21 protein-coding genes are annotated in these 23,315 nt (G+C 67.6%); 11 read left to right on the plus strand and 10 right to left on the minus strand.

Translation table 11 applies throughout. The features are described from left to right. Positions 1-64: 64 nt before the first annotated feature. Positions 65-1,762: a methyl-accepting chemotaxis protein gene (locus BW39_RS04405; RefSeq protein ID WP_043820111.1), complete on the minus strand. Its 1,698-nt coding sequence runs from the start codon at positions 1,760-1,762 to the stop codon at positions 65-67. A gap of 333 nt (positions 1,763-2,095) precedes the next feature. Here BW39_RS04405 and BW39_RS04410 point away from each other — a divergent pair, with 333 nt between their 5' ends. The 8 genes from BW39_RS04410 (at position 2,096) to BW39_RS04445 (ending at position 10,343) form a co-directional block, all read left to right on the plus strand. Then, positions 2,096-2,572: a chemotaxis protein CheW gene (locus tag BW39_RS04410; protein WP_043820113.1), complete on the plus strand. Its 477-nt coding sequence runs from the start codon at positions 2,096-2,098 to the stop codon at positions 2,570-2,572. 71 nt (positions 2,573-2,643) lie between these two features. Next, on the plus strand, positions 2,644-4,380 hold the full coding sequence (locus BW39_RS04415) for a methyl-accepting chemotaxis protein (RefSeq protein WP_043820115.1): 1,737 nt from the start codon (positions 2,644-2,646) through the stop codon (positions 4,378-4,380). A gap of 187 nt (positions 4,381-4,567) precedes the next feature. After that, positions 4,568-5,245, plus strand: coding sequence for a phosphoglycolate phosphatase (locus BW39_RS04420; protein ID WP_043820118.1), 678 nt, complete (start codon positions 4,568-4,570; stop codon positions 5,243-5,245). 146 nt (positions 5,246-5,391) lie between these two features. Then, on the plus strand, positions 5,392-6,687 hold the full coding sequence (gene speE, locus BW39_RS04425; protein WP_043820120.1) for a polyamine aminopropyltransferase: 1,296 nt from the start codon (positions 5,392-5,394) through the stop codon (positions 6,685-6,687). 244 nt (positions 6,688-6,931) lie between these two features. Continuing rightward, positions 6,932-7,624 carry a hypothetical protein gene (locus tag BW39_RS04430; protein ID WP_043820122.1) on the plus strand — a complete coding sequence of 231 codons (693 nt, stop codon included), beginning with the start codon at positions 6,932-6,934 and terminating at the stop codon, positions 7,622-7,624. Positions 7,625-7,794: 170 nt separating this feature from the next. Then, a complete protein-coding gene (locus BW39_RS04435) occupies positions 7,795-8,295 on the plus strand; it encodes a hypothetical protein (protein ID WP_043820125.1) in 501 nt (166 codons plus the stop codon). Beyond that, on the plus strand, positions 8,273-8,959 hold the full coding sequence (locus BW39_RS04440; protein WP_013804692.1) for a response regulator transcription factor: 687 nt from the start codon (positions 8,273-8,275) through the stop codon (positions 8,957-8,959). Before BW39_RS04435 ends, BW39_RS04440 begins: the two co-directional genes overlap by 23 nt. Next, positions 8,928-10,343: a sensor histidine kinase gene (locus BW39_RS04445; protein WP_043820127.1), complete on the plus strand. Its 1,416-nt coding sequence runs from the start codon at positions 8,928-8,930 to the stop codon at positions 10,341-10,343. The genes BW39_RS04440 and BW39_RS04445 overlap by 32 nt, the downstream gene beginning before the upstream one ends. On the opposite strand, the gene BW39_RS04450 is transcribed toward BW39_RS04445, so the two are convergent. Beyond that, positions 10,318-10,914: a chalcone isomerase family protein gene (locus BW39_RS04450; RefSeq protein ID WP_043820129.1), complete on the minus strand. Its 597-nt coding sequence runs from the start codon at positions 10,912-10,914 to the stop codon at positions 10,318-10,320. The genes BW39_RS04445 and BW39_RS04450 overlap by 26 nt on opposite strands. 983 nt (positions 10,915-11,897) lie before the next feature. On the opposite strand from BW39_RS04450, the gene BW39_RS04455 reads away from it, so the two are divergent. Next, positions 11,898-12,212 carry a hypothetical protein gene (locus BW39_RS04455; protein WP_034389625.1) on the plus strand — a complete coding sequence of 105 codons (315 nt, stop codon included), beginning with the start codon at positions 11,898-11,900 and terminating at the stop codon, positions 12,210-12,212. Positions 12,213-12,260: 48 nt separating this feature from the next. Here BW39_RS04455 and BW39_RS04460 read toward each other — a convergent pair whose 3' ends face one another. The 3 genes from BW39_RS04460 to BW39_RS04470 are packed head-to-tail and all read right to left on the minus strand — an operon-like array spanning position 12,261 to position 14,082. Then, positions 12,261-13,241 carry a CBASS cGAMP-activated phospholipase gene (locus BW39_RS04460; protein ID WP_043820132.1) on the minus strand — a complete coding sequence of 327 codons (981 nt, stop codon included), beginning with the start codon at positions 13,239-13,241 and terminating at the stop codon, positions 12,261-12,263. Next, positions 13,241-13,690 (minus strand): hypothetical protein, encoded by a 450-nt coding sequence (locus BW39_RS04465; protein ID WP_043820133.1) that lies wholly within the window; start codon positions 13,688-13,690, stop codon positions 13,241-13,243. The genes BW39_RS04460 and BW39_RS04465 overlap by 1 nt, the downstream gene beginning before the upstream one ends. Continuing rightward, on the minus strand, positions 13,687-14,082 hold the full coding sequence (locus BW39_RS04470) for a hypothetical protein (protein WP_013804688.1): 396 nt from the start codon (positions 14,080-14,082) through the stop codon (positions 13,687-13,689). Before BW39_RS04470 ends, BW39_RS04465 begins: the two co-directional genes overlap by 4 nt. 357 nt (positions 14,083-14,439) lie before the next feature. On the opposite strand from BW39_RS04470, the gene trpE reads away from it, so the two are divergent. Beyond that, on the plus strand, positions 14,440-15,939 hold the full coding sequence (trpE, locus tag BW39_RS04475; protein ID WP_043820136.1) for an anthranilate synthase component I: 1,500 nt from the start codon (positions 14,440-14,442) through the stop codon (positions 15,937-15,939). Further along, entirely contained in the window at positions 15,936-16,286 is a 351-nt protein-coding gene (locus BW39_RS04480) for a chorismate mutase (RefSeq protein WP_016449526.1), read from the plus strand. The genes trpE and BW39_RS04480 overlap by 4 nt, the downstream gene beginning before the upstream one ends. 13 nt (positions 16,287-16,299) lie before the next feature. Here the strand turns inward: BW39_RS04480 and BW39_RS04485 are convergent, their stop codons facing one another. The 5 genes from BW39_RS04485 to BW39_RS04505 all read right to left on the minus strand — a co-directional run bounded on the left by BW39_RS04485 (position 16,300) and on the right by BW39_RS04505 (position 23,315). Then, positions 16,300-17,547: an acetate/propionate family kinase gene (locus BW39_RS04485; protein ID WP_043820138.1), complete on the minus strand. Its 1,248-nt coding sequence runs from the start codon at positions 17,545-17,547 to the stop codon at positions 16,300-16,302. After that, positions 17,544-19,004 (minus strand): bifunctional enoyl-CoA hydratase/phosphate acetyltransferase, encoded by a 1,461-nt coding sequence (locus tag BW39_RS04490; RefSeq protein ID WP_052155276.1) that lies wholly within the window; start codon positions 19,002-19,004, stop codon positions 17,544-17,546. The genes BW39_RS04485 and BW39_RS04490 overlap by 4 nt, the downstream gene beginning before the upstream one ends. Then, on the minus strand, positions 19,001-21,484 hold the full coding sequence (locus BW39_RS04495) for a DUF3141 domain-containing protein (RefSeq protein WP_043820174.1): 2,484 nt from the start codon (positions 21,482-21,484) through the stop codon (positions 19,001-19,003). The genes BW39_RS04490 and BW39_RS04495 overlap by 4 nt, the downstream gene beginning before the upstream one ends. Positions 21,485-21,621: 137 nt before the next feature. Next, positions 21,622-22,131, minus strand: coding sequence for a hypothetical protein (locus tag BW39_RS04500; RefSeq protein WP_034389636.1), 510 nt, complete (start codon positions 22,129-22,131; stop codon positions 21,622-21,624). Between the two features lie 53 nt (positions 22,132-22,184). Further along, positions 22,185-23,315, minus strand: a complete 1,131-nt coding sequence (locus BW39_RS04505) for an ABC transporter permease (protein ID WP_012202690.1) — start codon at positions 23,313-23,315, stop codon at positions 22,185-22,187.

A 23,315-nucleotide genomic window follows, 5' to 3' on the forward strand; every position in this document is an offset into this window, starting at 1 on the left:
CCCGCAACGGTTCACATGGATGCACCATCTTGCCGCCTTTTGCCTGCTTCGGTACGAATCCAGGTCAGAAGGCCGCCCATTCCTCATCCTTGACCTGCGGCTGCGCTCGGGCGGGCGACAGGCGTGGCGGCCTGGAGGGCTGCGCTTGCCTGGGGGCCATGGCCTGGGCGGTCGCGGCGCGCGGCCCGCCAGGCTGGCTTGCGCCATGCTCGGGATGCATCTTGAAGGTGGAGACGATCTGCGCCAGGGCGGCGGCCTGCTGCTCCAGGCTGCCTGCAGCGGCCGAGCTTTGCTCGACCAGCGCCGCGTTTTGCTGCGTCATCTGGTCGAGCTGGCTCACCGCCTCGCCGACCTGACGGATGCCCACCGCCTGCTCGGCCGATGCGCTGGAGATCTCGCTGATCATGGTGTCCACGCTGCGCACCTGCTCCACGATGCGGCCCATCTGCTCGCCGGCCCGGGTCGCCACCTCGGTGCCCTGCTCGACCTTTTGCAGGTTGGCGCCGATCAGCTCCTTGATCTCCTTGGCCGCCGTGCCCGAGCGCTGGGCCAGCGCGCGCACCTCGCTGGCGACCACCGCGAAGCCCCGGCCCTGCTCGCCGGCCCGCGCGGCCTCCACGGCCGCGTTGAGCGCCAGGATATTGGTCTGGAAGGCAATGGCGTCGATGACGTTCGTGATCTCGGCAATCTTGCGCGAGGCCTCCGAGATGTCCTGCATGGTATGCACCACCAGGGCCACGGACTTGCCCCCCTCGATAGCGGAGGCCGAGGCGGCCGAGGCCACCTTGTTGGCCTGCTGGGCCGTGTCTGCATTCGTGCGCACCGTGGCCGTGAGTTCCTCCATCGAGGCAGCCGTTTCCTCAAGGTTGCTGGCCTGCTGCTCGGTGCGCTGGCTCAGGTCCAGGCTGCCAGAGGCGATCTCGCTCGATCCCGTGGCAATGGAGTCGCTGCTCTGGCGTACACGGCCCATGATTTCGCGCAGCTTGTCGTTCATGCTGCTCATGGCGGAGAGCAACTGGGCTGGCTCGTCCCTGCCCTGCACCACGATGTTGGCCGTGAGGTCGCCGTGCGCCACGGTGTCCACCACTGAGACCGCCATGCGCAGGGGCTCGGTGATCGAGCGCGTGATCGCCCAGGCCAGCACGGTGCCCAAGACCACTGCCAGGGCGGCAAGGCCGCCGAGCAGGTACAGCGCCAGGTGGTAGTCCTTCTCCGCCTGCTCGGTGGCCTTGCGTCCGCCTTCCTGGTTCAGCGCGATGTCCTGGCCCACGATGTCCATGAACTCGGTGAAGACCTGGGTCGCAGATCCCGTGGCTTGGCCACGCGCCTGGGCCGACTGCTCCGGCCCGGCCTTGGACAGCTCCAGCACCTTCCTATCCTCCAGTACGACGGCGGCCCAAATTACGCGCATCTTGTCGTACAGCTTCTTTTCCTCTGGGGAGGAAATGAGCTTTTCGTAGGTGGAGAACTCCGACTCAAGGGCTTTCTCGGCCTTCGCCAGTGCCTCCTCCTGAGCCTGCTTGCCCAGTACAGACTCCTCAATCACATGGCGAAGGGTGGCGCGGCGGGCTTCATTGGCCGTGGCCCGGATCGAGGCCAGCACATTGGTGGAAGGCAGCCAGTTGGTGCCCAGGTCGTTGGCATTGAACTGGACCCGGGCGATCTGCAGGGAGCCGATGGCCGCCACCGTGCTCAGCAGCAGCAGGAGCAGGGTGAAGGCAACGATGAGCCGTGTGCGGATGGACAGAAGGCGGAGGAACATGGTGGGGGGCTCCTGGGATGCGGTTGGTAATTTTTGATCAATATGATTTATTTGATAATTTACCAAGCTTGCTCCCATCTTGAGCGATTGAATTTATCAATTTTTTTCCACTGGGCCATTGCTCCGGGATGCGCTGCGCCCGAGCCATCACGCAGTCCTCTACCTCTCTGGATGAGCCGTCACCACAGTCCAGCAGCGCTTGGCGACGCGTTCCGGCTGGCCGCGCGGCGAGGCACCAGCCCCACCAGAAATGTAACAACCGGTTGTGCTGCTCTTTGCTCTCTGTTAAATTTCTATCAAATTCATCAAATAAATTTGATTGGAGTGATAAAGATGCCGCATGCACTGAAGACCGACACCACCAAGCAATGGCTCTCCTTCCGCGTGGACGATGAGGAGTTCGGCATCGACCTGCTGCAAGTGCAGGAGATCCGGTCCTACGAGTCGCCCATGCGCATTGCCAACGGCCCTGCCTACTTCAACGGCGTGCTGGAACTGCGCGGAGAGGTCATTCCCGTCATCGATCTGCGGCTCAGGCTGGGGCTTGCGCCCAAGCCATATGACACCTGCACCGTGACCATCATGCTGCGCCTGCCTGGCGGAGTGACGGGCATGGTGGTGGAGGGGGTCACCGACGTGGTGACGCTCATGCCGCAGGACCTGCGCGCCGTGCCCGCCATGGGCGGGGGCCTGGTCAATGACTGCCTGCTGGCCATGGGCGTGCTCAATGAGCGCTCGCTGCTGCTGATCGATGCCGACAAGCTCCTGGCGACGGCCACGGCAGCCCTGCCGGACTGCGCTGCGAGCTGAGCCATGTGCTCCGGCACGCCCCTTTTCCCCGCCCGTACACCGCAATTTGCCCATCCCACTGGAGACGCGTCATGAATCCTCGCTTCTGGACTGTCAAGACCAAACTTTCCGCGGCCTTCACTTGCCTGGCGCTTGTCACCATGGTGGTGTCCCTGCTGGCCCTTCAGGCGTTGAGCGAGGCAAATCAGAATCTTGTGCGCTTCGTCGAAGGCGTCAACGCCCGTGCACACCTGGCAGAGAGGGTTCGCACAGCCGTGGACCGCCGGGCGATCGCGGCGCGCAACCTGGTGCTGGTGACCTCGCCTGCAGACCTGGCGGCGGAGAAGGATGCCGTGACCTCCGCGCACACCGACGTCAACACCTCGCTGGCCGAGCTCCAGGCCAAAATGGCTTCGAAGGATGTTGCGGCCGATGCACGTGATCTGGTTGCCAAAATTGCGGGCGTGGAGCAACGCTATGGACCGGTCGCTACCGACATCGTGTCCCTGGCTCTGCAAAACCAGAAGGAGGCAGCGATCCGCAAGATGAACGAAGAGTGCCGGCCCTTGTTGGCGCAGCTGATCGAGGCCACCCGCCAGTACAGTGAACTGACCCGCCTGCGTTCACAGCAGATGATCGAGGAGGCCGCGCAGGCCTACGCGCACCGCAGAAACATACTGATCGCCGCCAGCGTCATGGCCTTTGTCCTGGCTGTGCTGATGGGGCAACTGATAGCACGCGGCCTGACGCGCGCCCTGGGTGCGGAGCCGGCACAACTGGGCGACGTCGCGCAACAGATTGCCCAGGGCAATCTCAGCCCTGAATTGCTTCGCCACCAAGCCCCTGAAGGCAGCGTCCAGGCATCGCTCAATGCCATGCTCAAGAGTCTGGTCTCTGTCGTCCACGAAGTTCGCAACAATGCCGACGGGGTCGCCGGCGGCAGCACGGAAATCGCCAATGGCAATGCCGACTTGAGCCAGCGCACCGAACAGCAGGCCAGTGCCTTGCAGGAGACTGCAGCGTCGATGGAGCAGCTGTCGACCACCGTCAAGCAAAACGCGGACAACGCCAGGCAGGTCAATCAACTCGCCTTGGGAGCAAGCCAGGTGGCCACCAAGGGCGGCGGCTCCGTGCAGGAGGTCGTCAATGCGATGCAGGACATCAGCGAAAGCTCGCGCCAGATCGGCGAAATCGTGGGCGTGATCGACGGCATCGCGTTCCAGACCAACATCCTGGCGCTCAACGCCGCGGTCGAGGCGGCCCGCGCGGGCGAGCAGGGAAAAGGCTTTGCCGTGGTGGCCGGTGAGGTGCGCAACCTGGCGCAGCGCAGCGCGCAGGCCGCCCGGGAAATCAAGCAGCTCATCGCCACCAGTGCCACACGCGTCAAACAGGGTACCGAGCTGGCTGACCAAGCCGGAGCCACCATGGCGGAAGTGCTGCATTCCATCCAGCGCGTGACAGATCTCATGGGTGAGATCAGCAGCGCCAGTGATGAGCAAAGCGCGGGGGTAGCGCAGGTCGGCAAGGCCGTCAGCCAGATGGACCAGGTAACGCAGCAAAATGCGGCCCTGGTGGAGGAAAGTGCGGCGGCAGCGGCCAGCCTCAGAACGCAGGCACAGCAGCTGGTGCAGGCCGTGTCGATCTTCCAGCTGGGAGGCCATGCGGCGCAGCTTTCCCCGACCCCGCCGCTCCCGCAACCGACGGTGCGGGCGCGCAAGCCGGCACCCGCGACAGCGGCACTCCCCGCACGCCAGGCTGCCCGCGCCGTGCAGCCCGTGCAGACCGTGCACAAGCAAGCGCAGGAGCAGGACGACTGGGTGTCGTTCTGATCAACCTCCCCCTTGCGTGCCGCCCTGGCGCTCGTCAGACCGCATCGCGGTACACCGGGATACGTGGCCACGGCCATGCGGGGTCTGCCAGGGGACGCAAGGCCCTAGTCCCAGGGCCCGCGCAAGTTCTGATATTTTCAACGCTGTTCCTGCGCAGGCAGCCCCCGGCTTTCGACACCCCCATTTCATGATTTCAAACTTCATTCCGTTGAACCCACAGCAACTGGACGCTGCCATCGTTGATCTCGACGGCACCATGGTCAACACCCTGGGCGACTTCGCCGAAGCCCTCAACCGCATGCTGGCGGACCTGCAACTGCCGGCCATCGCCCCGCAGGCCATCGAGAACATGGTGGGCAAGGGCTCGGAGCACCTGATCCGCTCGGTGCTGGCCCATGTGGGCGCGGCCGATGTGGATGCCATCTATGGCCAGGCTTGGCAGCGCTACGAGCACCACTACCTGCAGCTCAACGGCCAGTTCGCCGAGGTCTATCCGGGCGTGCTCGAAGGCCTGCAGGCCCTGCGCGCGCGCGGCCTGCGGCTGGCCTGCCTGACCAACAAGCCGCTGTCCTTCGCACAGCCGCTGCTGGCACAAAAAGGCCTGGCGCCGCTGTTCGAGCAGGTCTTCGGCGGGGACTCCTTCGAGCGCAAGAAGCCCGACCCTCTGCCCCTGCTCAAGACCTGCGAGGCCCTGGGCACCTCCCCCGCGCGCACGCTGATGCTGGGTGACTCCAGCAACGACGCCCAGGCCGCGCGCGCCGCGGGCTGCCCCGTGGTGCTGGTCAGCTACGGCTACAACCACGGCCAGCCCGTGCGCCAGGTCGATGCCGACGGCTTTGTCGATGCGCTGACCGAGCTGGCCTGATTCGCACAGTTCCAGTTTTTTTGGAAAAAGAATGGGATTTGGCGATGGTTAACGCACTTTGACGGTGCGATTTATGTTTTTGCTAGAGTCGTCTGCTTTGCCATCCTGGTCGCGATCCGGCCACAGACAAGGAGGAAGCACGCGACATGCACGGACTGCACCTGACCGCCGATCTCTACCAATGCCAGGGCGACGCGCGCCAAATGCTCGACGCCGATGCCATCGCCGCCCTGTGCCGCGCACAGACCGCGCAGGCCGGCCTGACCCTGGTGGAGGACCGCTGGGTCAAGTTCCCGGACTACCAGGGCCAGCCCGGCGGCGTCACCGGCACCGTGCTGCTGGCCGAATCGCACCTGGCCATCCACACCTGGCCCGAGACCGGCTGCGTCACCGTCGATGTCTACGTCTGCAATTTCTCCGCCGACAACTCGGGCAAGGCCCGCGCGCTGATGGAGGGCGTGATCGCCGCCTACGCGCCGGGCCGCGTCGTGCGCCAGCAGCTCATGCGCGGCGACATCGGCCCCGGCGCCAAGGACGAGGCGGCGGCCGATGAGGGCGATTGGGCGCTGGAGGCGCTCACGCCCCATGCGCGCTTTGGCTGGCGCGCCACGCGCCGCGAAACCGTGCAGACGCCCCATCAGGAACTGGAGCTGCTGCACACGCCGCAGTTCGGCAAGGTGCTGCGCCTGGACGGGCGCTTCATGACCTCCGAAGGCGAGGAATTCTTCTACCACGAGGCCCTGGTCCACCCCGCGGCCCTGGCCCACCCGGCGCCGCGCAAGGCGCTGATCCTGGGCGGCGGCGATGGCGGCGCGGCCGAGGAGCTGCTCAAGCACCCGTCCATGGAGCAGGTGGTGGTGGCCGAGCTGGACGAGGCCGTGGTCCAGGCTGCGCGCACGCACCTGCAGCAGGTGCACCGGGGCGTGTTCGATGACCCGCGCCTGCAGCTGCGCATAGGCGACGGCATGGCCATGGTGGAGCACACCGAGGAGCGTTTCGACCTCGCGCTCATGGACCTCACCGACCCCGACACGCCTGCCAGCGCGCTGTACTCCGACCAGGCCCTGGCGCGCATGAAGCGCGTGCTGGCGCCGGGCGGCGCCCTGGTGCTGCACCTGGGCAGCCCCGTCTTCCATGGCGGGCAGGTGGCGCGGCTGGTGGCCAGCCTGCGCGAGCGCTTTGCCATCGTGCGCTGCTACGGCCTCTACATCCCCCTGTACGGCGCCTACTGGGGCCTGGCCGTGGCCTCCGACACGCTGGATGCGGCGGCGCTGCCCCCCGCCCAGCTGCGCCAGCGCCTGGCCGAGCGCCGCCTGCCCGACCTGCGCTACTACAACGCCGAAGTGCACCCCGCACTGTTCGCGCTGCCCAACTATTACCGCGACCTGGTGCAGCCCGCGCCCCTGGCGGCGCTGCCCCCGCGCGCGGTCCGCGTCGCCTGAGCCCAGCCCGTTCTGGCAACGGGCCGAGCCCGGCCCGCCCTGGCCGGGCTGCGGTGGCAACTGCGCGCCCGGCAGGGCAAATTTGACACAGTGCTGCAATCTGGTGGCAAGTCTGCTGTAATGAAAAACGGTGGGAAGGCCCGTGCGCCCGCCATTTTTCCGGCTTCCTGGTAAGTATTTCCGGGATATTGCGTGCTTGCAAAAACCATATCAACAGATAAAGCGCCAGACGCCCTGTATCAAAATGACTGCTTCCCTTTCAAAAACAAGAATATCCGCGTCCAAATACCATGATGATTCCTTGCTGCGGCTTTGGAATTGGGCTTTGTTGGCGGGACTGGTATTGAGTTTTCCCCTGAGCTTTGTATTGCCGCAAAGCCTGAGCTGGGAAAATGGATTCCTGGAGAATATCCAGGCCGTGACCCTGCTGCTGGGCATGGTGGCGGCCCTGGTTGCGGCGCGGCGGCAAAAGGGCTCCTTTGCAGCGCCACTGTGGTGGATCGCCTCCCTGTTCTGGCTGGCCTTTCTGGGGCGTGAGCTGGCCTGGGGCGCGGCTTTCCTGCCCAGCCTGGAGGCTGGCAAGTGGGGGCCGGTGATCAGCTCCCAGGTGCTGTGGTACCGGCCCGCCGTCAAATGGGTGGTGGGTGCCATGCTGCTGCTGTGCTGCTATTGGTTTGTGCGCCACGGTGTCTGGAACAAGGTCATCAAGCGCCTGGTGCGCGAGAATGCGCTGCCGATATTCAGCCTGGCGATATTTGTCGCGGCCATGGTGATATCCACCAATGCGGAAGGTCATGGCTTCATTGTCCTGCAGCAATGGTTTGATTATCAGGTGATTGTGCTGGAGGAGCTGGTGGAGACCTTTGGCTATATGGCACTGTGGCTGGCACAGTGGGCGCTGGTCAGGTATGTTGCTGGCTGGCAGGAAGATATTTGAGCCAATATTGATCAAGCCGGCCGCCTGCATATTCCCGGTGTAATGGGGCAGATTCAGGGGCCGGTAAGTCGCCAGTAAGACGCAATCGGGGAGCATGGCCGTTTTCCCCGCAGGTTTGCCGCTCTCGCGGCGGACCGACGGAGCCTGAAACGACAGAACGTGCCATCGCAATGCAAGCCTCCATCTACCAGGACGTGATAGGTATCCAGGCGGCGGGCCAGGCGTATTCCCTGGGTTCGCGCTTCCAAGAATGCAGCCAGCACCGTGCCGTGCGGCTGGAGACGATCTTCGAGCTGGTCATCCTCAAGTTCCGCGAGGACCTGCTGCAGGCGCTGGCCGAGGAGCCGCCAGGCCCCGCACGCCACCTGCGCGCCTACGTGCGCTGCGTCTGCGAGCATGCCCTGTCCCGCCAGCGCGGCCAGAAGACGGCCGCACAGTTGCTGACCCGCGCAAGATTCCAGAACATATGGTTTGATTTCGTGGACGCGGCATGCGCCGACGATCTGGTGTCCGAGGACATTGCCCTGCAATGCCGCGCCATGGTCGAGGACCTGTGGGTCATCCATGTGCTGGTCGAGCCCATGGCGCCGCAGCGCATCACCGGGATCAGGGAGCATTTGCTGTCCCTGTGCGGCAACGACGGAAACCATGAATCGCATCGCATTAATTGAGGACCATGCCAGGCTGGCCACGCTGGTCAGCCGCTCGCTGGCCAACTCCGGCATAGAGACCGACGTCTTCCACCAGATCTCCACGGCCTGGCTGGCCCTGCAGGACATCGACTACGGCGTCATCGTCATCGACCGCGGCCTGCCCGATGGCGACGGCCTGCAACTGGTGCAGCGCCTGCGCGCCGCAGGCCGCTCCACCCCCTGCCTGATGCTCACGGCCCGTGACGCGCTCAGCGACCGCGTGGGCGGCCTGGAAGCCGGTGCCGACGACTACCTGACCAAGCCCTTTCCCATGGAAGAACTGATCGCCCGCGTACGCGCCCTGCTGCGCCGTCCGGCCCTGGTGCAGGAGCTGGCGCCGCAGCTGGGCGACATCAGCATCAGCCCGCAGCAGGCCTGCATGCACTGCGCGGGCTCGGCCATCGCGCTGCCGCCGGCGGAGCTGCAGATCATGCTCAGCCTGGTGCGCAAGGCCGGCGCCACGGTGCGCCGCTCCACGCTGGAGGCGGCGGCCTGGGGCATGAGCAGCGTGGTCACGCCCAACGCCCTCGATGTGGCCCTGCACCGGCTGCGCCGCAAGCTGGCCGCGGCCGGCTCGTGCATGGAAATCGTCAACATCCGGGGTCAGGGCTATGCGCTTCGCGAACCTTTGCTGGCCCGGTAGCCTGCGTTCGCGGCTGCTGGCCGTCTATGGGTTGAGCATGGTGTTCAGCGCGCTGCTGGTGGGCGCGCTGGTGATCCTCGTCGCCAAGCCCTTCGACAGCTACGCGCTGCAGCGCGGCATGGGGCATGCGGCCGAAAAGCTGGCCGAGTGGGTGAGCTTCGATGCCCGGGGCGTGCCCCAGGGGTTCAGCGAGCGTGAACTCAAGGCCTGGATGCTGACCAGCCTGGGCGAGGAAATGCAGCTGCGCATCACCGACGCCCGCGGCCGCGTGGTCTTCGCCCCCAATGGCGAAATGCAGCCGCTGACGCAGACCGGTCAGGGCTTCGACCCCGAGCTCAAGGCCTTTGCCTACGAGCGCGGCGGCGTGGTCATGCGCGCGGGCACGGCCACGCTGGTCCACGACGGCACGACGTGGCACGTGCAGATAGCCGTCAGCGACCGCATGGTGGACTGGCTGCGCGAATCGGTGGGCCTGCCCGCGCTGTGGCGCGGCATGGTGGCCATCGGCGTGGTCTTCCTGGTCGTGTTCCTGTTCTCCACGCACCGCACGCTGCAGCGCATGCTCAGGCCGCTGGGCGTGGCCGCGCAGGATGCCCAGCGCATCACCCCGCAGACGCTGGGCACGCGGCTGCAGCCCAAGGATCTGCCGCGCGAGTTCGCGCCCCTGGTCGAGGCCTTCAACCACGTGCTGGACCGGCTGCAGGCCGGCTTCAGGAACCAGCAGGAATTCCTGTCCATGGCCGCGCATGAGCTCAAGACGCCGCTGGCCCTGATGCGCGTGCAGATCGAACTGGAGCCCGAGGACCGGCGCAGCCCCGAGCTGCTCAAGGACGTGGACCACATGGCCCGCCAGGTCCAGCAGCTGCTGCACCTGGCCGAGGTCTGCGAACACCAGCGCTACCGCATGGAAGACATTGCGCCGGCCGACATCATTGGCGAGGTCTGCGACTTCATGGCCCGCGCCTCCGAAAAATGCGGCGTGCACATCCACTGCGAGGTCAAGGACGGCTCGCCTGCCTGGCGTGCCGACCGGGGCGCGCTGTTCGTGCTGCTCAAGAACCTGATCGAGAACGCGGTGCAGCACAGCCCGCAGGGCGCCACCGTCACCGTGAAGGCCTGCGGCCTGGGCTTTTCGGTGCTGGACCAGGGCCGTGGCGTGCCGCCCGAGGACCTGCCGCGCATCTTCGAGCGCTTTTGGCGCAGCAGCGAGCGGCGCGACCTGGGCGCGGGCCTGGGCCTGCCCATCTGCCTGGAGATTGCGCGCGCCCATGGCTGGACGCTCACGGCCCTGCCCGGTGCCACGGGGCTGGAGATCCAGGCGCGCTTTGCCGGGCCGGTTCAGGAGCCCGCGCAGCCGTTCAACCGCCCAGCAATGCCTTCTTGAGCTGATCGTCGGCCGGGTGCGGGCCCAGCCAGATGCCCAGCAGCGCCTGGAAGAACTCGGGCTCCTGGAAGGGCGCGCCCTGGGCCTGGCCCTTGACGAAGACCTGGGCACCCTGGCCCGGCACCCAGTCCACCGAGAAGTTCTCGCCCGGCAGCAGCTTCTTGTGCTGCGTGAAGATGTCGCTCATGCGCAGCACGCCGGGCACCAGGCGCGAGAAGCGGGCGCGCTCCATGTTGTCCTCGATGCCGCGCGCGAACAGCTTGCCCAGCTCGGCCGAATCGATCTCGCGCAGCATGGTCACGCTCACGCGCTTGGGGCCAGGCAGGGCCGCGATCTCCTGCAGGCTGGCGGCCGGCTTTTCCAGGTACAGGCCCGCCGTGTAGACCTTGAAGATGGCCTTGTAGCGAATGCCCGCGCCATTGAGCTGCAGCGTCTGGCCGCCCACCCCCGCCTGGGCGGCATAGGCCACGCCCGCGACGGTGCGCGCAGGCTCCTGGGCAGTGGCGGCCAGCGGCATCGCCAGCGCCATGGCCAGGGCGGCTGTCTTCATCCAGCGGGGCAAGGCGGTCATGGTGTCTCCTGCGCGGGGCCTGTGGCCCGGTTGCGGTTTGTTACGTCCGGGCGACATGTTGTGGGGATCGGGTGGGGGTGGCAACAGGGTTTTCGCGGGCCGATGGAGGGTGGCTATCATCCTGCTCGGTCCGCTGTTCTTGTCGTGGGTGTATGCCCACGGCTCTGCGGTTATGGGCGGGATGGGGCTACCCGCAAGGGCGTCCGCACGTCGCAATGCGTGTTCTTAACATCCCGTCCACCTGTCTGTGCGTTGCACCGCTGATTCTGTTTGCAAGCCCCTGTCGGGGCGTTTCTTTTCGAGGCCGGGTTTCGGCCCGGCGGCCGACTCACTTTCTTGTCTCGCTACAAGAAAGTGAGCAAAGAAAAGCGCCCGAATGTCCGCGACCCCTTCGCTTCGCTGCGGGGCAACCTGCGCCGTGGCGGTTGCGGGGTTCGCCGTGAAACTCACTTCGCGCTGCGCGCTACGTTCAAACAATCACGGCGAGTCAGATGACGAAGCAGTCCTGTCCTTCGGCAGGACTGCAACCCCGCAACCACCACGGCGCAGGCGCTGACATACGGGGAGTTTGCCCGGGCCTTCGCTGCGCTCGGCCTGGGGCTTCGGGGCGCTTGCCTTATTGAAAGCCTCTATCATTGCGGCGGCCCCCTGTTCAGGGGCTGGTGCGTAAGAACACTTGACTGTTGAGCGGTGCGGCCTCGCCGTTAAGGAGGCCTTGTCACGTCTGAATTGTCGGATCGTGGGTGCATGCCCACGTCCCTGCGGTTACGGGCGGGATGGGGCTACCCGCAAGGGCGTCCGCACGGCTCAGCACGTGTTCTTAACATCCCGTCCACCTGTATGTGCGTAAGAACACAGACGGGTGGTTCCCGTCTCGCTGAGGAGTAAATCATGTACGTCATGTACGGCACTTCTTTTTCTGCCTTCCCCTCCACCCATCAAGCGCCCCACGCTGGCGCGTCTGCCGTGGGAGGGGTTGCGCCATGAGTACCGCTTCCACAACCCTGACCCAGCCCACGCCGCAGCAGTTGAGCCATGCCGTGACCGAAATCGGCCGGCTGACGCTGCAAGGCAGCAGCGAGGTGTACTCGCTGGGCCAGCTGGCGCTGGCCTGGCTGGAGCGGCCTGAGGGCCATCGCAATCTGGAGGTGGTGGCCAATGCGCTGCAGGCCATTTGCGGGGCTGCGCAGCGGATGGAGGAGCTGGTGGAGGACGAGGTGAGCTACGTGCATTGCCTGCAGGAGGATCCGGCGTATCTGCGGCGGATGGCTGCGGCTTCGGCGGCGTTTGAGCGCTGATTCTCTTTGCAAGCCCTGTCGGGCCTTCGCTTCGCTTGGCCTGGCGTTTCAGCCCAGGACGTTCTTCAGCAGCGTCTTTTCCTGGTCCGTGAGGGCGGCGATGCATTCGTCGCCCAGGGCCTGCAGCAGACGGGTGCTGTCGGCGTTGGCGATGTCCAGGCCCAGGCGCTTTTGCTGGGCTGGGGGCTGCGTGAAGTTCAGGCGCAGGTAGCTGCTGGTGCCCAGTTCCTGGCGGGCCGCCTTGACGGCCTGGACCTCCTGGGCGGCCATGACCAGGTCCAGCAGGGGCTTGACCAGGGTCAGCCCGCGCCGGGGCATGGCCACGGGGTCCTGGCCCTGCTGGGGGTTGGCGGTGCCTAGGCTGATCATCACGATGTCGGCGGCCGGCCCCCACAGCTGGCGGGCGGCCTGCAGGGCCAGCAGGTCGGGCGCGTTGGCGGCGAGTCCGCCGTCCACGAAGACATGGCCTGCTGCGGCGTGAGCGGGAAAGTAGGTGGGGGCGGCCGATGAGGCCAGCATGGCGTCCATCAGCGTCAGGCCCAGCCGGTCCCTGTCGGGCAGGGCGCCGCTGGCCAGCACGTGCAGCTGCGATGAATTCCAGTTCACGGCGGGCAGCAGCAGCGGCACCTGCAGTTGCCCCAGGGCGGACTGCTCCGCTTGCGGCATGGCCTCCTTGATCGCTGCGCGCAGCGGGGCGCTGTCATAGAGCGCCTTGCCCATGGCCTGGCGCAGGCCGGGCAGCCATTTGGAGGGAAAGATGGCGGGGCCATGGTCCAGCAGCAGTTGCTTGATGCGCGCGGGCTGGCAGCCGCTGGCCAGGGCGGTGGCGATGATGGCGCCGATGGAGGTGCCGGCGAACAGGTCCACTTTCTCCAGCAGGTCGCCGTTGCCGAATTCGCGGTGGATGCGCTCCAGCACATGGGCGCTGAACAGGCCGCGATAGCCGCCGCCCGACAGGCTCAGGACGACCCGGCGCCGGCGCAGGCCCTGGCGCACCGCGCTGGACAGGGGCGGTACGTCGAAGTCCATCACAGCGCGTGCACGGCAACGCCCCGGGCGGCGGCCTGCGTCAGGTAGAGGTTGGCGGGCTCGGTGTAGCAGACCTTGAGCAGGTCGGCCGTGGCGATGAGCAGCCGCAGGTCCTGCGCCAGGGGCGCCGTGCCCTGCGGGCCCTGGCTGTCCAGCGGCGCGAAGTTGCGCCATTCGATGAAGCGCTCCAGCACCTTGTTGTCCACGCTGGTCAGCATGGAGGCGCCTTCGGCGCGCAGGTTGGCATACAGCGCGTCGAGCAGGGAGAACCATTCGTTGCGGTCGCGCAGGTCGTGGAATGCCTCGGCCACGGCCGCCTTGGCGATGGCCATGGACAGGTCGCTGACGATGCAGTCCAGCGGCCGGATGGTGGAGAACCATTGCAGGGTCGCGGACTCCTGGTTCGCCATCCACAGCAGGCAGCGGGGGCCCAGCAGGTAGCGGCTCATGGCGCGCGCCGGGCGGGTACGTCGATATCGCCGCGCGCCCCGGACATCTGCGCAGCGGACAGATCCACGGCCTGGCGCGGCAGCGGCAGGGACCGGCAGATGTCGGCCACCGTGCGGGGGGCGCGCTCGTTGGCGGACAGGGCCACCATGTGCTCCTCGCTGACGATCACGTAGCGCTTGCGGCCCTGGGAGATGAGGGCCACCCCGTCGTGGTCGGCCTGTTTGAGCACCGCGCCGTACTGCGCCTTGAAGACCGAGATCGGCATGGGCGTGGTGTTGCGCGGCATGGCCGATCCGACCTGATGGCTCAGGTCCCGCAGGGCGCGGTTCAGCGGGTCGCGTTCGCCCTCGGGCAAGGCAGCGTCGGTGCGGGCGGAGAAATGGGACGGCATGGTCGACCTTTCTGGTCAGGTTGTGCTGCCATTGTTGGTCAGGCTGACCAGGGTGTCAATTGTGGCCATGGCAGGCCCCTGCGGCGCCCCCGCCAGGCGCCGGTCCGCACTTGTACCCAGCCGCGTCTGCGCTACACTTGCCCGCTATGTTCATTCATCGCATGTTCATTGCAGGTTGTGGAGACCGGGGAGCCTGGCCCTGGCGCAAGCCTGTCCAACTGAACAGCTGAAGCACCCGGGGCGCGACCCGGCGTGCACCCGAGGCCCTACGGGCCAATCGAATGAATCGGCGCAATCCATACGCAGCCCGCACCCACACCAGGTCTGCCAGCGCCACGCAATCCGGAGCCTTCCCCCGTGATCACCGAACTCGAATTCAAGAGCCTTGCTGCGCAGGGCTACAACCGCATCCCTCTGATGGTCGAGGCGTTTGCGGATCTCGAAACCCCCCTGTCCCTCTACCTCAAGCTGGCCCATGCGGGCGGTGACGGCAAGCACAGCTTTTTGCTGGAGTCCGTGGTGGGCGGCGAGCGCTTCGGGCGCTACAGCTTCATCGGCCTGCCTGCACGCACGCTGCTGCGCGCCAGCGGCTTCGGCGATGCGGCATGCACCGAGGTGGTGACCGATGGCCAGGTGGTGGAGACGGCCAAAGGCAATCCGCTGGACTTCATCGCTGCCTACCAAAAGCGCTTCAAGGTGGCACTGCGCCCGGGGCTGCCGCGTTTTTGCGGCGGGCTGGCCGGCTACTTCGGCTATGACGCCGTGCGCTATATCGAGAAGAAGCTGGAAGATTCCTGCCCGCCCGATACGCTCAACTGCCCCGACATCCTGCTGCTGCAGTGCGAGGAAGTGGCGGTGATCGACAACCTGTCGGGCAAGCTGTACCTGATCGTCTATGCCAACCCCGGCGAGAGCGAGGCCTATACGCGCGCCAAGAAGCGGCTGCGGCAGTTGAAGGATCTGCTGCGCTACTCGGTCAGCGCGCCGCAGATCAAGGCCGGCGAGAGCCACCCGGCCCAGCGCAGCTTTGCCAAGGAGGACTACCTGGCGGCCGTGGAGAGGGCCAAGGAGCTGATCGCCGCGGGCGACTTCATGCAGGTGCAGGTGGGCCAGCGCATCCACAAGCGCTTCACGGCCAGCCCCTTGAGCCTGTACCGCGCGCTGCGATCGCTCAATCCCAGCCCCTACATGTACTACTACCACCTGGGCGATTTCCATGTGGTGGGCGCCAGCCCCGAGATCCTGGTGCGCCAGGAGAACACGGACGAAGGCCAGAAGGTCACCATCCGCCCGCTGGCCGGCACGCGCCCGCGCGGCGCCACGCCCGAGGCCGACAAGGCCACCGAAAAGGAGCTGGTGGCCGACCCCAAGGAACGCGCCGAGCACGTGATGCTGATCGACCTGGCGCGCAACGACATCGGCCGCATCGCCAAGACGGGCAGCGTGAAGGTGACCGAGGCCTTTGCCGTGGAGCGCTACAGCCACGTGATGCACATCGTCAGCAACGTGGAGGGCATTCTGCGCGACGGCATGGACAACATGGACGTGTTCAAGGCCACCTTCCCGGCCGGCACGCTGACGGGCGCACCCAAGGTGCATGCCATGGAGGTCATCGACCAGCTTGAGCCCACCAAGCGCGGCATCTACGGCGGCGCCTGCGGCTACCTGAGCTTTGCGGGCGATATGGACCTGGCCATTGCCATCCGCACGGGCGTGATCAAGGATGGCACGCTCTACGTGCAGGCCGCCGCCGGCGTGGTGGCCGATTCCGTGCCCGAGATGGAATGGAAAGAGACCGAGCACAAGGCGCGCGCACTGATGCGCGCGGCCGAGCTGGTGGAGGAAGGACTGGAATGAGCACGGACCGCGCCAAGCAGGCCATCGACCTGGTGCAGCACTGCACCGACATGCTGGATGTGCGCCGCAATGTGGATGCGCTGGACGATGTGCTGGTGCCGCTGCTGGTCACGCGCATGGGCTACATGCAGCAGGCCGCGCGCATCAAGGCCGATGCGGCCCAGGTGCGCGACGAGGGCCGCATCGAGGCCATCGTGCGCCGCGTGCGCGAGCGCACGGCCGCCGAGGGCGGCCAGCCCGACATGATGGAGGCGGTGTACCGCCACCTCATGGAGGAATGCATTGCCTACGAGCACCGCGAGTTCGCGCGGCTGCGCGAAGGCGGTGCGCAGGACGATCGTTCCTAGGGCCTGTTCACACTCATGCGGGGATCGCGTTGCCCGGCAGCCAGCGCAGCGCATGGCGCGCTGCCACCCATTCCTCGTTCGTGGGCTCCACGCCCACGGTGACGGCGCTGCCGGTGGCCGAGATCACGGTCGCATCGCGCGCATTGGCCTCGGCGTCCAGCCGCAGGCCCAGAAAACCCAGGCCCTCGCACACGCGCCGCCGTATCTCGGCGCTGTGCTCGCCCACGCCTGCGGTGAACACCAGCAGGTCCAGGCCGCCCAGCACGGCGACCAGGGCGCCGATCTCGCGCACGATGCGCCGCACGTACAGGGCCAGCGCATCGCGCGCACGCTCGGCCTGGGCATCGCCGCCTGACTCCAGCGGCAGCAGCACGCGCGGCTCGGACGAGGTGCCCGAGACGCCCAGCAGGCCGGACTCGTGGTACAGGATGCGGCCCACTTCCTGCAGGCTGAGCTTTTCGATTTCCATCAGGTAGATCACGGCGCCGGGGTCCAGCGCGCCGGTGCGCGTGCCCATCATCAGGCCGTCCAGCGCAGAGAAGCCCATGGTCGTGGCCACGCTTTGCAGGCCCTGCATGGCGCACAGGCTGGCGCCGCTGCCCAGGTGGGCCACCAGGGTGCGCCCGCGTGCCAGGTCGCCATGGCGCTCGGGCAGGGCGGTGGCCATGTATTCGTAGGACAGGCCGTGGAAGCCGTAGCGGCGCAGCCCGCGCTCCCAGGCCGCATGCGGCAGGGGCAGCAGTTGCTCGACCTTGGGCAGCGTGTGGTGGAAGGCGGTGTCGAAGCAGGCCACCTGCACCAGTTCGGGCCGCTCGCGCAGCAGGATGTCCATGGCCTCCAGCGCAAAGGGCTGGTGCAGCGGCGCCAGCGGGATGAAGGCCTTGAGATCGGCCAGCACGCCGGCATCGACGCGCACGGGCTCGAAGTAGCGGCTGCCGCCGTGCACCACGCGGTGGGCGACGGCGGCCACGCGGGCGCCGTCCAGCTGCGCCAGGCGCGCGGTGATGCGCTCGCGGATCAGCTGCAGCGCGGCGCGGTAGGGGTGGGCGGCATCCAGGGCAATGGCAAAGGGCGGCACGCCGCTCTCGCCGAAGTCGGGCGCGGGCCCGCCTATGCCCTGGACCTTGCCGTTCCACAGCGGCTTGCGCGGCAGCGGGCGCTGGGCACCGTCGAAGACGGCGAACTTGATGCTGGACGAGCCGCAGTTGAGCACCACGACCAGTTCGCGGGCGGCAGGGGAGGCGGTGTGGGCAGGGATCATGGCGGGGAGTTCCGGTAGCGGTGGGCCAGCAGCAGGGCGATGGCGCAGGAGGCAATGCGCGAGGCGCGGCTGTCGGCGCGGCTGGTCAGGATCACGGGCACCTTGGCGCCCATGACGATGCCGGCGCTGGCCGCCTCGCCCATGTACATGAGCTGCTTGGCCAGCATGTTGCCGCTTTCCAGGTCGGGCACGACCAGGATGTCGGCCTGGCCCGCCACGGGCGAATCGATGCCCTTGGTGCGCGCGGCGGCCATGGACACGGCGTTGTCGAAGGCCAGCGGCCCGTCGAGCACGCCGCCTTCGATCTGGCCCCGGTCGGCCATCTTGCACAGCGCGGCGGCGTCCAGCGTGGCCGGCATGTGCGGGCTCACGGTCTCCACGGCGGCCAGGATGGCGACCTTGGGCTCGGGCACGCCGATGGCATGGGCCAGGGCGATGGCGTTGCGCACGATGTCGGCCTTTTGCTGCAGGTCGGGCGCGAGGTTGATGGCCGCATCGGTGACGATGAAGGGGCGCGGATAGTGCGGCGTCTGCAGCACGAAGCAGTGGCTGACGCGGCGCTTGGTGCGCAGGCCGGCGGCGGCGGCCACCACCTCGGCCATGAGTTCGTCCGTGTGCAGGCTGCCTTTCATGATGGCCTCGACCTCGCCGCAGGCGGCCAGCTCGGCGCCGCGCGTGGCGGCGGCATGGCTGTGCGGCACGTCCTCGATGCGCAGGCCGCCCAGGTCCAGCCCGTGCTCGGCCGCCACGGCCTCCAGCCGCGCGCGCGGGGCCACGAGCACGGGGTCGATCAGGCCTTCGCGGCGCGCGTCCAGCGCGGCCGAGAGGCTAGGCTCGTCGCAGGGATGGACCACGGCCACGCGGATGGGTGGCAGGCCGGCCACATGGGCCAGCAGGCGCTGCAGGCCGTCGCGTCCACCGGCCTCCAGGCGGATCTCGGGCAGGCTGGTGCGCTGGCGCTCGATGTGGCGCGCAGGCGCATGCACGGTGGCCTGGCCCTCGATCACGGCGGCGCCATGCTGGTTGGTGCAGGCCACGGCCAGCGTGACCTGGCGCTGCTCGGCCTGCTTGGCCAGCACCTCCACGCGCACGGTCAGCCGGTCGCCTGCGGCCAGCGGCGCCAGAAAGCGCAGCGTCTGGCCGACCAGGGTGGTGCCGGGGCCGGGCAGGCGCGTGCCCAGCACCGAGGCCAGCAGCATGCTGCCCCACATGCCGTGGGCGATCAGGGCCGTGTCGTCATCGTCGGCGCCGGCAACCGTGCCGGCACCGGCACCGGCACCAGCGCCGTCGGCCACGGCCGCGCCCGACAGGGCGGCAAAGAGGCGCAGGTCCTGGGTGCTCAGCGTGCGTTCCAGGCTGGCGCTGTCGCCCACGTCCAGTTCGTCAAAGCTGTGGTTGCGCAGCAGGGCCAGGTCTTCGGGCGGCAGGGCCGCATCGGAACCGGGGGAGAGGTTCATCGCTTTTTCCGGGGGCTGAGGTGTGCGCGGCTGGCCTGGGCGCGTGCGGGGCGCTTGGCGGCAGGCGCGGAGTCGGGAACAGGTGCGGGCTCGGGCGCCTGTTCAGGAGCTGCAGCAGGAGCGGCCACAGGAGCCGCAACAGGAGCGGTCAGAGGCGCTGCTGAAGGAGCTGTCACGGGTGCCGTCAAAGGTGCCGTCACAGGTGCGGGTTCAGGCTCGGCCGCCGAGGCTGGCGCGATGGCCGGGTGCCGCTCGGCCTGCTCTTTCGCCTGCCTGGACTCGGCGGCCTCCAGCGCCTGCACGAAATGCCCCATGGCCTGCAGCAGGCGCTGGTGCTCGGCATCGCTGAGGTTGCCGCCCTGGTTGGCCAGCTCGTCCACCGTGGTCATGCCCCAGCGGATGTCGGCGGCGGGCGAGGCGGCCAGCAACCGGGGGATGGCGGCCATGGCGGCGTCGGGCTCGCGCTGCATCAGCAGGGCCTGGCGGCGCACGATGCGGCGGAACTGCGCCATGTCGGGCGGCACGCCGCCCAGGTGGTCCTGCAGCAGCCGCCAGGCGTGGCGGAAGTGGCGCTCATCGGCCTCGCCGCGTGCGCGCAGCACGTGGAACAGGGCGCGGATGACGGCCTCGTACAGCCCGCCCTGGGCCACGCTTTCGTGCAGCCGCGCCAGCTCCTGGCGCATGTACTGGCAGTGCTCGGGCGATTCGCCGGGGTGCGGGCGCGGCGGGCCGTCGTCCTGGCGGCTCTGGCCGGCCAGGGCCTGGACCAGGGGCGAGCCATAGATGGCGTGGAACAGCCGCGCCTGCATGGCATCGCGCTGGTCGCGGTAGGTGTCGAGCAGATGCACCACGGCCTGCGACATGGCCTGCTGCGCCTTCAGGAAGGGGTTGTCGGGCTCGACGGGGTGGCGGTCCTCGCGCGCATGCTCGGCGGCCTGGGCCACGACGGGTGCCAGCGGGTGCGAGTCCGACCAGCATTCATAGCCCACGCGCAGCGGGTGCATGGCCTGCAGCCAGCGCGCAGACAGCGGCGTGGACAGCGCCTGCACCCAGGGCTGCACGGTGTTGCGGTACAGGGCCAGGTTGATTTCGGAGACGCGCGCGGCAGCGGCAAAGTGGCGCTCGCTTTCGGGGTCGGGCCGGACGATGGAGCGCACTTCGGCCAGGTCGCTGCGGCGGATCTTCATCAGGTAGGCGTCGTCGGTCAGATCCTGCGCCGGCACACCGGCCGGGCGGTCGGCGATCTCGGCGCGGTAGATGCCCGCGGGCAGCAGGTCGATGATGTCGATGTGCGCCGCGAACTCGCGGTGCTCCTTGCGGCCCACGGCGCCCGAGACAAAGATGCCCAGGTGGCCGATGCTGTCATGCGTGGCGAAGACGATGGTCTGGTCGTGGGCGGCAATGTCCTCGTCGTCGCGGTACAGGTCGGTGATCCAGCCCAGGGCCTGGCCTGGTGGCGTGATGTTGTCGCCATGCGAGCAGAACACCACGATGGGCGAGCGGATGTTGCGCAGATCGATGCGCACGCCGTCCGAGGTCGTCAGCTCGGCCGTGGCCAGCCGGTTGCCGATGAACAGGTTGTCCACGATGTACTGCATCTCGCGGCCTTCCAGGAAGACATAGCCGCCCCAGTACTTCTCGAAGCCCAGGTAGCGCGGCCCCTCGGTGTCCACGTCGGCATAGACCTGGTACTGCTTTTCCCACAGCGTGTTGGCCGGGTTGAGGTTCTCGAAGTTCTGCACCAGCCATGCGCCGTCGAAGCGGCCCGCGCCCAGGTCGCTGGTCAGCGCCGTCATCCAGCTGCCGCCCATGAGGCCGCCGCCGTAGCGCATGGGGTTGTCGCCGGCCCAGTACGACAGCGGCGCACCGGCCACGATGATGGGGCCGAACAGCTCGGGCCAGACGGCGGCCGTCATGAGGATCTGCCAGCCGGCCTGGCAGTTGCCGATGACGGCGGGCTTGCCCCGGCTCTCGGGGTGCAGCTCGGCGACCTTGCGCACGAATTGGGCCTCGGCGCGCATCACGTCCTCGACGGTCTGGCCGGGCACGGGGTCGGGCAGGAAGCCCACGAAGTAGCAGGGATGGCCGGCCTTGAGCGCGGCGCCGATCTCGCTGTCGGGCTTGAAGCCGCCAATGCCGGGGCCGTGGCCCGCGCGCGGATCGACGACGATGAAGGGGCGCTTGGCCGGGTCGATGACCGTGCCCTCCATGGGCGCGATGCGTGCCAGGCCGTAGTTGACGGGGCGCGGCAGGTCCAGGCCCGACATCACGATCTCGGCCCGGAAGCTCAGCACATTGGGCACTTCCTCGGCCAGATGCTCGCGGTACTGGTTGCCGCGCTGGCGCCGGATGTCGGCATACAGCAGCGAGCGCTGCCAGGCATCGGTGGCGTACTGCGCGGCTGCCTGCGACAGCTTCATCGGATCGCCCCACATCCCTCCCACGTCCACGGTGCCGTGGCTCTGCAGGTTCTCGTTCATCTGGCCCACTCCTTTACCGGCATGTCATGCCCTGCTCTTAGATTGCGTGTGATTGCTTGTGGCTGGGTGCGGATGGCCGCCCCGCGCCCATGCGGCCCCGAACCTGCGGGACTGCGTGGCGGCTTCCTTGGGGCCCGTCAGCCCTGGGCTGTGGTGTCGCGGGCCGTTTCGGCGGCGGCTGCCGCAATGGGCTGCTGCGCCGCATGGGCGGGCTGGGCCACGGACTGCACGGCCGAGGTCCAGCGGGCGAGCAGGTCGCTCCACGGCACGGCGGTGTCGGCTGCGCCCTGGGTGCTGTTGCCCAGCGTGGCTGCCACCTGTTGCTGCCAGTCGTGCACGGCCTGCTGCACGCCCTGGGCCAGGGTCATCTGGCTGGCCATGGCGGTCTGGGCCAGGGCCTGGGCATGGCCCATGCGCAGATGGGCGTGGCGCCAGAAGGCCTGGGCGGGCAGGGTGGCCAGCTCCTGCCAGCTGCTGGTCTGCTGCACGCCCTCGATCTCGCTGCCGGTCTCGGCGATGCGCTCGGGGCCGTTGCGTGCGGCATGCTCCAGCCACTGTTGGCCGCTTTCCTGCAGCAGCCGGCTCAGGTGCAACTGCAGTTCAAGCTGTGCCTTGAGCAGATGGAGGGGAATGGTCTGTGCGCTCATATGAAACTCCTTGCTGGTTGAGATGGAAAGATGCCTTGGCGGCGGGAACGAAATCAGGCCATCTGGCTGATGGTCTTGCGAAAACGGGTGAGCGTGAGGGCGAACAGCACGGAGCCGATCGCGGCCAGCGCGAGGAAGGGCTTCCAGACCACGTCCAGCCCCGCTCCGCGGTAGAGGATGGCCTGCGACAGCTCGACAAAGTGGGTGGTCGGCGCGGCCAGCATGATGTTCTGCACCAGCTCAGGCATGCTTTCGCGCGGCGTCATGGCGCCCGACAGCAGCTGCAGCGGCAGCAGCACGAGCACCAGCAGCATGCCGAACTGTGGCATGTTGCGCGCCAGCGTGGCAAGGAAGATCCCCAGCGACGTTGTGGCGAACAGGCACAGCGCGGCCCCCGCCAGGAACAGCGGCAGCGAGCCTTCGATGGGAACGCCCAGGGCGCCGCGCACCACGAGGTTGAGCGAGGCAAAGGCGGTGACCAGCACGACCAGTCCCATGGACCATATCTTGGCCAGCATGATCTCGGTCGGTGTCACCGGCATGACCAGCAGGTGCTCCACCGTGCCGTGCTCGCGCTCGCGGATCAGGGCCGCGCCCGTGAGGATGATGGACAGCATGGTCACGTTGTTGATGATCTGCATCAGCCCGCCGAACCAGACCTTGTCCAGCGCGGGATTGAAGCGCGCGCGCACCACCAGGTCCACCGGCAGGGCAGTGGCGCCCCGAAAGCGCCGCACGAACTCGCTGACCTCGGCCGTGACGATCTGCTGCACATAGCTGTTGCCCGTGAAGGCCTGGCTCATGCGCGTGGCATCCACGTTCAGCTGCAGCTCGGGCGCGCGGCCCGCCAGCACGTCGCGCTGGAAGTTGGGCGGGATGTTGAGCACGAAGGTGTAGGTGCCCGAGTCCATGCCCGGGTCCATCTGCGTGCGGTCGATCATGGCCGGCGGCGCGAACTGCGGCGGATAGAAGGCGCCCGCGATGCGCTGCGACAGTGGCGAGCCGTCCTCGTCCACGATGGCGATGGGCGCGTTGTGCAGGCTCTCGGGCATGGCCGTGGCCGCTGTGTAGATGGAGACCGTGAACACATAGGCGATGAGCACCAGCAGCACGGGGTCGCGCCACAGGCTCCACAGCTCCTTGACGCCCAGCCGGTAGATGTTGGAGAAAAGGCGGGTGCGCAT

The organism is Delftia sp. RIT313, from assembly GCF_000632165.1.
GTDB lineage: Bacteria > Pseudomonadota > Gammaproteobacteria > Burkholderiales > Burkholderiaceae_C > Comamonas > Comamonas acidovorans.